Genomic DNA, 11,036 nt, shown 5'->3' with positions numbered 1-11,036 from the left:
GCGATCTTTTGATCTTAAAAAACAAGATCAAAAGATCGCAGCCTGCGGCAGCTCCTACAGGGTCAGATTGGCGGTTGGTGCAGGCAAATGATGTGTGGATCGTCGTTCCAGTGCGGGAAACGTTCGGCTATCAGTGGGTCGTGCCCCGGGATGACGTGGTCTTCACTGTCCGCCAGGCGATCGATTTCACTGAACGCTTCGAGCGACTGCGCCAGGTCATCGATGATCGGAAACGGACTGCGCTCGCGAATGTTCACCCACAAGTGCGCCGCGTCCGAAGCCAATACTATCCAGCCCCGCTCGGTGTTCACCCGCACCACCTGGCTGCCCGGTGTGTGACCGCCCACCGCGTGCAGTGTCACTCCCGGCAGCACCTCGACAGTGCCGTTGTGCAAACGCATCCTTCCTTCGAACAGCGGTGGCAGCGCGGACATCACATCCTCGACCTCATAGGTCTTGTTCACCGTGTGATGGGTCATCTTCGGTCCGGTGCAGAAACGCAGTTCCGCTTCCTGCAAATGCACCGTGGCCCTGGGAAACAACCCCAGGTTGCCAGCGTGATCCCAGTGCAGGTGCGTGAGGATCAGGTGCTCGACCTGCGCCGGATCGATGTCCAGTTGCCGCAGGGAGTCTTGCGGCAGGCGGTACATCTGCCGGTTGCGCCGGTCCGCCGTGGCCGGTTGAAAACAGGTGTCGACCACGATCACCTGGTGCTCGTTGCGAATCACCCAGAAGTAATAGTCCAGCGGCATCGGCGCATTCGGATCGCCGCAGCAGGCGTCGTAGAGAAAGTTCTCCCGGGCAGTGCGCTGCGCGTTGGCGCCGACACGCAGGGCGAACACTTCGTACATGGGAACGGACATGGGCACCTCCAGGTTCAGGCGGCTGCGGTGGCTTTTAGGGTCGGACGGAAATCGAAGTCGATCTGCTCGCTGATGCCCAGGTCCTGCGCCAGCTTATGCAGGCCACTGTAGTCGCGCATGATCGTCGCATTCCTGTTGCTCTCGCGGGTGTCGGCAATGATTGCCTGCGCGTCCTCGACCCCGAGCTGCGTGAGGATCGCCTCCCACATCGAGTAGTCCTGGGCGATAAAAGCACTCAGCGCCACCGACAGGTTGCGGGCGAAAAATTCCCGTTGGACTGGCTGCATGTTGGCGTACATCACCTTGGCGACTTCAGCCAGCACCTTGCTGTGGGCGTATTCGTCGCGGTTGTGCAGTTCGGCCACGCGGCGGTTTTGCGGCTGGATGGTCGGGTCGTCCGCCAGCAGGTCGAGATAGGCATTGACGCTGATCTCGGCGACCACCGCGAAGGTGATCGCCGCCAGGTCCCGCTGCCAGGGTTCGGGCAGTTCCTCGCGCAGGGACTTGAGGCGCAGGTATGTCACCGAAGGCGGCAACTCCAGGTCCTGGTCCAGTGCGCGATCGCGCTTGGTCCGCTCGATGGCCCGCAGGTGCATGAGCGTGTGGTAGTGCTCGTCGATCAGGGTCTGCTGCATCGCTTCGCGAAAATGCCAGTCGTCCTTGCCCAGGTATTGATTGGCGATGACGCTCAGCGCCGGGTTCACCACGAGTTCTTCGGCGGTGACCGTGCGCAGGTTGTAGCCGATCCAGCCCCAGGTCACCACCTTGCTCTTGAGCTCATCGCTCAAGGCCTGGAACGTCGGATGATGGAAAAACGGCACCATGCACTCCGGGTAATCCGGGCGTGCCGGGTCGAACACTTCGTTGATCTGGGCCTTGTCCGGCGAGCAGACTGCGGCGCGTTTGATCCAGGCCTGATTGAGCCGTACGATCAGTTGATGATCGACCTGGGCGATCTCGATTGCTGTTTGCATGACGCGATACCTGTAAACGCGTACCCCTGGGGGTACGCTGAAAAAGAAGGGCGACGAAAAAATCAGGCCAGCCAGTAGCGGGTCAGGTGGCGCGCCGGGTCAGTGTATCGGCTGCGGGCATGAATCATCCGCCAGTTGTCCCAAATCAGCATGCATCCGTCGGGAATCAGCACCGGGATGTTGTGTTCGACAAAGTACGCTTCGCCGAGCACCGCAAACCTGGCAAGCGGCGAGTCGTTGTCGACGACCTGTGATTGCTGCAAGGCTTCCTTGGACGGATTCACATCGCCGTAGTGAAACTGGTTGTAGCTGAAGCGGAAAATGTCGCCCTCCTCGGTGGGCGTCAGAATGTACTCCCTGACCCGGGTTTGCGCCGGTTCGCCGGGCTTGGCAGTGGCGACGAATTCCACCGGCGTATCGTCGAGCCACTCGCGCAGTTGCGGTTCGGATCGCTCAAGCGATCTCAAGAACGCATAGCCGTCCACCAGCCCCGTGTGACCGCCACCGCAAGTTGCCTGTTTATGGCAATGCAGCGCCAGGTAACGCGGTGGCGGGCCGTACACCGGCGCTTCGGTGTGTGGGCCGATGCCGTTCATGCTCTGGGAGTACGGCAAGTCCTCGTAGCCCGGCTTGCGGGTGATGGCGAAAGCTATCTGGCCATTGAACTGCGGAATGATCGGGCCGAATTCATGCAGTGTTCCCGCAACATCGTGGGCAAATTCCCCTGGCGTCAGCACGGTCCAGCCACGATTCGACAATTCTTCATGGCGATGGCCCAGCGAAACATAAGGTGTGGACGCAACAATCCCTTGGTCTGACATGGTGAGTTTCCTGGCGGTTTATCAGGCGTTTACGGTTGAGGTGTAAGCGGCAATCAATTCACTGCAGGCGGTGCCCGGTCGGTATCGCTGCTCATCGATGCTCTGCACCGGGGTGATTTCAGCGGCGGTACCGGTGAGAAAACACTCGTCGAAGTCGCCCAGTTCCGTGGGCAATATCGTGCGTTCGATGACCTGGTAATCCAGGGCCCTGGCCAGTTCGATGACGCTCTGGCGGGTGATGCCGTCGAGGAAGCAGTCAGGCACCGGCGTATGCAAGGTCCGTCCCTTGGCGAAAAATACATTGGCGCTGGTGGCTTCGGCGACATGTCCGCGCCAGTCGAGCATCAAGGCGTCGTGGTAGCCGGTGTTTTCGGCGTCGTGCTTGCTCAGCGTGGCGATCTGGTAATGCCCGGACGCCTTGGCTTCGAACGGGCTGCTGCTGGGCGGCGGACGACGCCAGGTGGCGGTCTTCAGGCGGATGCCGGCCATGCGCGCCGCCGGGTCGAAATAGCTCGGCCATTGCCAGCAGGCGATCGCCACATGCACGCGATTGAAACGCGCCGACGTGGAAATCATCTCGCTGCCGCGCCAGGCCACCGGGCGCAAATAGCCGTCGTTCACCTGGTTGCGTTGCAGCAATTGATGGCTGGCCGCTTCCAGCTCGGCGGGTTCGAACGGGATGGCAAAATCCATCAGCTGGGCCGAGCGATACAAACGCTCAGTGTGTTCGCGCAACTTGAAGATCTTGCCGTTATACACGCGCTCGCCCTCGTACACGGTGCTTGCGTAATGCAAGCCGTGGGTCAGCACATGCAGGCGCGCCTGGGACCACTCGACGAACTCGCCATCGAGCCAGATCAATCCTTCGCGCTGATCAAACGGGATACCGCTCATGTCCTTGTCTCCCCAATAATCAAGTGTCGTCCTAGGCCGTTTGCAGCAGGACCGGTATCAACTCAGGCGCTGGCGCCAGCAACAGCTCAGGCTCAGCCTGAAAGAAAAAGCTTCGTTCGCCGAAGGCCGGGCGCAGCTCATCGAACCAGGTCGCCTGCGGATCGAAGCGCGCATAGAAGGTCCGCAATACCCATTGCGGGTCCCGGGCCTGGAGGAACTGCAGGACGAAGACCTTTTCCCCGGCGACGGTCTCGATGCCATTGATCAAGACCTTGCCGTAGAAGGTGCTCATCGACGGCCCGCGCACCGTTCGCGCCAGGCCCGAGACCGTGCGGTACGCTGCCTGGAAGATCTCGAACGCCCGGGCCAGCGGCATCGCGAAGTAGTGGCTGGGGCCGGTGTCGCGCTCGACAAACATGTAATAAGGCACCGCACCGAGCCGAACGCCTTCGGTCCAGAGGTCCGCCCAATCGGCGGGGTTTTCGTTGATATGGCGGATCAACGGCGCCTGCATGCGCAGGGTCGCGCCCGTGGCGCGAATGCGTTCGACGGCGAGCCGGGCGATGTCCTGGCGAATCTCTACCGGGTGGTTGTAGTGCCCCATGATCGACAGGTTTTTTCCCGCCGCGACGATTCGCCGGAACAGTTCGAGCAACTCGTCTGCGTCCTTGTCGCTGACAAACCGCTGTGGCCAGTACGCCACCGACTTGGTGCCAATGCGGATGCTCTTGAGATGCGCAAGCTCCAGCAGCGGCTCGATATACCCGGCCAGCGAGCGGGTGTTCATGATCAGGGGGTCGCCACCGGTGATCAGTACGTCGGTCACTTCCGTGTGCACACGCAGGTAGCGCAGCAGCTCCTGGGATTCCCGCGCGTTGAACTTGAGCTCCTCCTCGCCGATGAACTGCGCCCAGCGGAAACAGAAGGTGCAATAGGCATGACAGGTTTGACCGGCACCGGGGAAAAACAGCACGGTCTCGCGATATTTGTGCTGAATGCCCGGCAAGACTTTTCCGTCGAGGGTCGCACCGTTGTGCGTCAGTTGCCCGGCCGGGTGGGGGTTCATGCGCAGCCAGATCGCCTCGATCCGTCGTTTGATCGCAGCGGCGTCATCCTGCTCGATCAGTTGTTTGAGCGAGTCATATTCATCGACCAGCAACATGTCTTTGTGGGGAAAGGTCATGCGGAAGATCGGATCGTCCGGGATGTTGTTCCAGTCGATCAGCGTTCCCAGCACGTATTCGTTGGTGCGAAACGGCATGACCCGGGCCACGACCGTCATGGCTTCCTGCAACTGCGGCGTCAGCCTGTGCCAATACGGTGTGTCGCGAATGGTGCGGGCGTTGTAGGGTTTGTAGCGTTCGTGCTCCGACAGTCCTTGCATGGCAGCGCTCCTGGTGATTGCCCTGACGGTCGCCTTAAACCACCGCGGGTGCGATGGCCGGCGCTTTGCGCTCTATGTCCATCCATGCCCGAACGCTGTCGCGATCCCACTGGCGACGGACATAAGCGGCGAGTCGCGCCGGGACTTGATCACCATTGGCGACCAGTCGGTTGAGCATGATCGCCAGGTCGGTATCGGCAATGCTCCAGTCGCCGAAGAGGTGCTCGGCGCCCTCCTCCAGCAAGCGCTCGGCGACGAAGAACAGACGCTCGACCGCGGCCTTGGCATCGTCGGAGAGCGGCGCGTCTTTCTTGCCGAAGTACACCAGGTCAAACGGGCGCTCTTTGCGGATCACCAGCAAATCGCTGCGCAGCCAGGCCTGTAGTTGACGGGCCCTGGCGCGCTGCTGGAGGTCCTGGGGGAAAAGCCTTGCATGCCCTGGCGCGAGTTCCTCGAGGTATTCGGCGATGGCGGAAGACTCTGAAAGCGCAAAACCCGAGTGAACTAATGTAGGAATCTTGCAGGTAAGTGAAATATCCCGATATTTCGCCTGATAGTTCTCTCGCGCCTTTAAATCCAGCGTGACAAGTTCAAATGAAAGTTGCTTCTCCTTGAGCGCTACAAACGCTGACATCGCAAACGCGCTGACAAAGTCCGCGCCAACATAAAGTTTAATCCTGTTATTTTCCATGGAACGCTCCCTTGCACTAAGCACATTAATCCGTTGCATTCGAGTCGATCGTAGTAAGTTGATCGAACGCTGAACAGATACAGAAATTATCCTTTTGCATCGATACAGAAATTCGAAAATGCGAATCGCCAAGGGCTTATCGAGGGCACGACAGAAACGAAAAAAGGGAGTCCGCGAACGCGGACTCCCTGGTGTGTAATGAAGGGGGATTTACAGCTGGCGGGGGATCAGGCCGACGTTGTCGGTGCAATTGGCGAGCAGCAGCGCCTGGGGCATGTTGCTGATATTGAGCATGACCAGCGACTCGGTGGTGCTGGTGTTGACGAAGCCGTGGCGGGTCCAGGCCGGCACCAGCAGCACGTCCCCGCTGCCGACGCACACGGCCTCGGCATCCCCCAGGGTCAAGGTGCCGTTACCGCTCTGGATGAGGAACAGGTGCCACCACGAATGATCATGGCCTTGGAGCTGCGCGCCGGGTATCAACCATTGCATGGACACGGCCATGCCGGGCGTCAGCGAGCAGCCATCGAGGCTGTTGTCGTGGGCCAGCGCAACAATATCGACCTCGCTGGCCTCAAGGCTCTGACGTATTCCCGTTAGTTCAACTTGCTTCCACACCCGTGGCTTGATCGGCTGGCGAACCAGACTTTGACGAAAGTCTTTATAGGAAAAGAACGCACCTTGAACGTTATTCATGCTCGGCTTCCAACTTATTCTTCAGCGTTGAGTCACTCGACCTTAGGCGAACAATTAATCGCTGTAAAGCCGAACAACCCTTACTTATAACGCCGAAGGTCGCAACGCCACGATCATGTCCACTTCTACTGCCGCGTTTTTTGGCAATTGATAAACACCGACGGTCGTGCGTGTATGTTTCCCGGCATCGCCGAGCACGTGACTGAAAACATCCGAGGCGCCGTTTGCCACATCGCTGAGGTCGACAAAATCCGCTGTGGATTTCACATACACCGTGATCCTTATCAACGACTTGATCTTGTCCAGCGAACCGATGGCGTCGACGATCAACGCCAACCCGCGCATCGCGCAGAGACTGGCGGCCGCTTGCGCATCCGCCATGTCGAGCTCCAGGCCGACCCGCCCAGGGTATTGGATCTTGCCATTCACGCGCGGCACCATGCCGCTGACATACAACTCGTCGTGGTGGCGGATCAGCGGAGCGTAATGCCCGCCTGCACTGTTCTCGCCATAGATGTCGTAGTCGAATTCCTTCGCCAGCGCGATGAAGCGCTCGTCACAAGTCATGTGCTCAATCATTTACCGAACCTCTTGATCAATACTGCAAAAAACATCGATCCCTGACACTCAACACACCGCCCTTGCAGATGACGCCAGGCTGGTGATCCCGATGTTCGTTTCAATCGTTTCGGCCAGGCGTAACAGGTCATGGCTGAGCTGCTCGTAGTCTTCGTTGAACAACACGATGTGGCCGACAAACGAGAAGTTGTCTTTCACCAGCGCGCTGACCGGTTCGCCGATGCGTTTGCTCACCACCGAATCCAGCAGATCGATATTCAGCGAGCGGGCCAGGGACGGGATGTCTGGGACATCTCGCAGGATGCCGCCCGTGGTCGCCCGCAGCAGGCGTATGCCGCAGTAGCCGCGAGGTACCGGGTCCTGGCTATCGACCTGGCCTTCCACGGCCCAGCGGACCCAACGCTCCCACGGGTCGAAATCGACGAACGCCTGGCGCGCCAGGTCCCAGATGTGCATGCCACCGGGGCGCATGTTGGTTTCCACGGCCGAGGTGCGATGATTGGCCCTGTAGAACACTTCGTTGTGCCAGGCACCGTTATCCTGGGAAACCAACCCCGCCATGTGCTGGCCGGCTGCCTTCAGTCGAGCCTGCACCTCAGGCGCCAACGGTGCGGGCACCACTTGCTGGATCTCGGCGCGGTAGGCACCGTCGGTGGTGGTTTTTTCGGTGATCCAGGTGCTCCCGGCGACAGAATCCCAGCTGTATTCCCGGGCGTTCTGGATCAGTTCCTCAAGCACGATGCCGCCCTCGCGATAGGGCTTGAGCGCTTGCCACGCGTCGTCGCATTCGGACGGGTGACGGATGACCCGGCAGCCTCGACTGGCACCTTCGCAGGCTGGCTTGATGAAAGCCTTGCCGCCCAGTTCGATCACTCGCTGACGCAGTTCCGGCAGGCTTTCGATACGGCTGGAAACCACCGGCCGGTAATCTTCGGGAGCCGTGGTGGCCGACGCTTCGAGCTGGCGGAAAATCTGTTTATCCAACCCGGCCCTGGCCTCGGCGGGAGAAATACCGGGCAAGCCGAAATGACTGGCCAGCGCCGCACCGAGCAGCACGCCACGGTCGGAAAACGGCAGCACGCCGATCAACTTCCAGCGATCGGCATTCAGGCACCCCACCACCAGTTCGAGGGACGACGCAACGTCTTGTTCGGCCAGTGAAGTGCTGCAAACGTGATCCGCCACCTGGTCGTCATGGGGCTGTACCTGCTCGACCAGCAGGATCAGCCTGGCGTCGTACATCGATTTGCACAGGTCACGCAGCTTCTGGATATCGTGAACCCGACTGCCGTTGTACCCCACCACTACTACGCATGAAGTCGTATTCATAATGCCCCCGACTTGCAAAGTTAAAACCGAAACAGCGATGACTCAGTCATGTAACGCGATTGATCGACGGTTGAGCCAGTACCAGGCCAGGATCCCGCCAGCGCCGATGGCCGCCAGTACCAATGCGTTGTAGGGCGGTGGCGCGACCCGCATGATCAACACGGTCAACCCTGCGCCGACGCCTAGGGACACTTCCTTGACGAACATGTTGTTCTGCTTGACCGAGAAGTAATCGAGGTGACTGAAGGCGCACTCGGCAATTGACAGCAGCGCCACCCAGATCAGCGCGCCGACCAGGGTTTCGACGTGGAACGCGGCAGGCGAAGACAGCACGACAAAACCGCCGACGATGATTGCGATCACCGTCAGCACCTTGAAGCGCCCGGTGCTCTCGATCAGTTTCATGACCGGTACTTGCGCGAACACCACCACGGCGCTGTTGAGGATCAGCATCAGGCCATACCAGGCCGGCAGCTCGCCGGTCTTGAGCAGGATCGCCTGGGGCAGGATGGAGAACACGCCGAACAGCTTGATGCCCATGATGACGCCGGCGATGACCCACGGCAGCTTGTTGCGCCAGCCGCTGCCATCCTGGCTGGCGGGACGGGCAACCACGGGGTCGCAGGTGAACGTCGCGCCCATGGCGATCGGCAGGCACAACAGGACGAACCCGGCGGCGCCGAGGAAAAACAGGGTCGGGGTGAGCAGCGGCGACAACAGGATCAACCCTGCCAGCAGGCTGCCCATGTTCATGGCGACGCGGTTGTAGGCGGCGCCCTCCTTGGTCTGGGCCGCCTCGCTCTTGATCAGGTAGCCGGCAATTGCAATGCCGTAGGCAAACAACGCCGCGGCAAACATGACCACGCCCTGGTTGCTGGTGACCGCCAGCAACACCAGCCCCCCGGCGGCGCACAGCAGCGTGACGCTCAAGGAGCGGCGACCGAGGACCAGCAACGTCAGTGGCAACAGTAGCAACAAGGCCCGATAACCCAGGGCCAGGATGCTGTTGGTGGCGGTATCGAGCCAGACGTTGGCCTTGCCCAGCACCGCGAACAGCGACACGGCGGTGATGATCCGGATGGTGAACAACCGCAGGTTGATCACCGGTTTGGCCACGACGACCGTTGTTTCGACACTCATGCAACACCTCACGAACCTGGCATGGATCGACCGGCATAGGCCGACCATCCAGAAAGTCTGTAAAGCGATGGTAGAAAGAGATGCTTGTCTTGATCAGAGCAAGTTCGTATAGAATCGAACGAACTTTACTGCCGGAGAGACCAGTAAAATGCAGGCTCAGCGAGCAGTGATCGCCGCTATCGAGTTCCAGCCGGGTGTGCCGCTGGTGCAGCAGATCGTCGATCAGTTGACGGTGGCGATCAGCAAGGGTGGACTGCCCCACGGCTCAAGGCTGCCACCGATTCGCGAACTCTCCGACCTGATGCACGTGGGCAAGTCCACGGTGGTCGACGCTCTCGATCGCTTGCGCGCCAAGGGGCTGGTAGTGTCACGCCAGGGCTCGGGGCATTACGTGCACCGTTCGAGCACCACCGCCCAGACCAACGCCGGCCCCGACCTGTTGCCCCAGGACACACTCAGCGTGGTCCGCCGCGCAGTCTTGCAGGACAACGGTGCGCTGCGTCCGGGCGCCGGTTTTCTGCCGTCTTCATGGTTGCCTGCCGAAGAGTTGCTCAAGGCCGTGCGCGGCACACTTCGCGCGACTTCATTGCGCATGGGTGAATACGGTAACGCCAGCGGCTACCTGCCGTTGCGCCAGGCCTTGCGGGTCAAGATGTCGACCCTGGGCATCGAAGCGCCGGTCGACCAGATCATTACCACCGCCAACACCGTACAAGCCATCGACATGCTGATGCGCCTGCTGGTCAAGCCCGGCGACACGGTGCTGCTCGATGATCCCTGTTACTTCACGATGCACACCAATCTGGCCTGGCACGGCGCCAAGGTCATCACCATCCGCCGCGAGTGCGACGGCATGGACCTGGATGCCCTGGAGCAGTTGCTGATCGCTCACCGTCCCGTGCTCTACTTGACCAACAATGCGCTGCACAACCCGACCGGACACTCGTTCACCTCGGCGCAGGTTTACCGCTTGGTGGAACTGAGCCATCGCTACAATTTCCACATCGTCGAAGATGATCTGTACTGCGACATGCAGCAACGCCGAACGCCGCGCCTGGCCGCGAGCGGGCTGGACAACGTGTCTTACGTCTCTGGTTTCTCCAAGACCCTGACCGCCAACAGCCGCGTCAGCTTCGCGGTGCTGTCCCCACAACTCGCGGCGCGGATGGTGACCCTGAAAATGGCCTGCGGTGGCATGACCTCGGAAATGGCCGAGCAGATTATTTGCACCATGCTCAGCGACGGCAGCTATGCCAAGCACATGCGTCGTACGGTGGACCGGCTCTATGAGTCGAACAGCCGGGTGGCGGCGTGGCTGGGCGAAGCCGGGTGTTCGGTATCGTCGTTGCCTGGAGAAGGCTTGTACATCTGGACGCGGCTTCCCGATGGCTTTGAAGCCGAGGCACTGGCCCGCAAAGGCCTGGAAATCGACCTGGTGCTGGCGCCGGGGACCATGCTCAGCAAAGCGGCGGACGGCAATCGGTTTCTGCGTTTCAACGTGGCGCACAGTGATCATGTGCAGGTGCGGGAGCGGTTTTTCCGCTTGCTGGACAAGCCACACAAATAACCGACTGTCCTCGATCCTGTGGGAGCGGGCTTGCTCGCGAAGAGGCCATCACATCCCGCATCAAGGTCGCCTGACACTCCGCTTTCGCGAGCAGGCTC

Annotated in this window: 11 protein-coding genes; 1 reads left to right on the top strand and 10 read right to left on the bottom strand. The window is 60.4% G+C overall.

All coding sequences use genetic code 11. The annotated features are described in order from the left end of the window. Nucleotides 1-62: 62 nt before the first annotated feature. The 10 genes from QLG10_RS29105 to QLG10_RS29060 form a co-directional block, all read right to left on the bottom strand. Nucleotides 63-863 (bottom strand): N-acyl homoserine lactonase family protein, encoded by an 801-nt coding sequence (locus tag QLG10_RS29105; protein WP_282488448.1) that lies wholly within the window; start codon nt 861-863, stop codon nt 63-65. Nucleotides 864-877: 14 nt separating this feature from the next. Further along, a complete protein-coding gene (locus QLG10_RS29100; protein ID WP_248678015.1) occupies nt 878-1,837 on the bottom strand; it encodes a diiron oxygenase in 960 nt (319 codons plus the stop codon). 62 nt (nt 1,838-1,899) lie between these two features. Next, on the bottom strand, nt 1,900-2,658 hold the full coding sequence (locus QLG10_RS29095; RefSeq protein WP_110746982.1) for a TauD/TfdA family dioxygenase: 759 nt from the start codon (nt 2,656-2,658) through the stop codon (nt 1,900-1,902). A 21-nt stretch (nt 2,659-2,679) separates the two neighbouring features. Further along, nucleotides 2,680-3,552 carry a branched-chain amino acid aminotransferase gene (locus tag QLG10_RS29090; protein WP_110746980.1) on the bottom strand — a complete coding sequence of 291 codons (873 nt, stop codon included), beginning with the start codon at nt 3,550-3,552 and terminating at the stop codon, nt 2,680-2,682. A 31-nt stretch (nt 3,553-3,583) separates the two neighbouring features. After that, nucleotides 3,584-4,936, bottom strand: coding sequence for a lysine 2,3-aminomutase (locus QLG10_RS29085; protein ID WP_110746978.1), 1,353 nt, complete (start codon nt 4,934-4,936; stop codon nt 3,584-3,586). A 34-nt stretch (nt 4,937-4,970) separates the two neighbouring features. After that, complete coding sequence (gene yfcF / locus QLG10_RS29080) at nt 4,971-5,627, bottom strand: glutathione transferase (protein WP_110746977.1); 657 nt, start codon at nt 5,625-5,627, stop codon at nt 4,971-4,973. A gap of 210 nt (nt 5,628-5,837) precedes the next feature. After that, nucleotides 5,838-6,323 carry a cupin domain-containing protein gene (locus QLG10_RS29075; RefSeq protein WP_110746975.1) on the bottom strand — a complete coding sequence of 162 codons (486 nt, stop codon included), beginning with the start codon at nt 6,321-6,323 and terminating at the stop codon, nt 5,838-5,840. Nucleotides 6,324-6,407: 84 nt separating this feature from the next. Then, complete coding sequence (locus QLG10_RS29070; RefSeq protein WP_110746973.1) at nt 6,408-6,902, bottom strand: RidA family protein; 495 nt, start codon at nt 6,900-6,902, stop codon at nt 6,408-6,410. Nucleotides 6,903-6,950: 48 nt separating this feature from the next. After that, on the bottom strand, nt 6,951-8,231 hold the full coding sequence (locus QLG10_RS29065) for a biotin carboxylase (RefSeq protein WP_282488447.1): 1,281 nt from the start codon (nt 8,229-8,231) through the stop codon (nt 6,951-6,953). A 42-nt stretch (nt 8,232-8,273) separates the two neighbouring features. Continuing rightward, nucleotides 8,274-9,371, bottom strand: coding sequence for a hypothetical protein (locus QLG10_RS29060; RefSeq protein ID WP_282488446.1), 1,098 nt, complete (start codon nt 9,369-9,371; stop codon nt 8,274-8,276). A 148-nt stretch (nt 9,372-9,519) separates the two neighbouring features. Here QLG10_RS29060 and QLG10_RS29055 point away from each other — a divergent pair, with 148 nt between their 5' ends. Then, entirely contained in the window at nt 9,520-10,938 is a 1,419-nt protein-coding gene (locus QLG10_RS29055; RefSeq protein ID WP_110746968.1) for a PLP-dependent aminotransferase family protein, read from the top strand. The last annotated feature ends 98 nt before the right edge of the window (nt 10,939-11,036 follow it).

This window comes from Pseudomonas sp. V98_8, assembly GCF_029967975.1.
GTDB classification, from domain to species: Bacteria; Pseudomonadota; Gammaproteobacteria; order Pseudomonadales; family Pseudomonadaceae; genus Aquipseudomonas; species Aquipseudomonas umsongensis.
The sequence above is the reverse complement of the archived record's forward strand: the minus strand, read 5'-3'. Positions and strand labels throughout refer to the sequence as shown.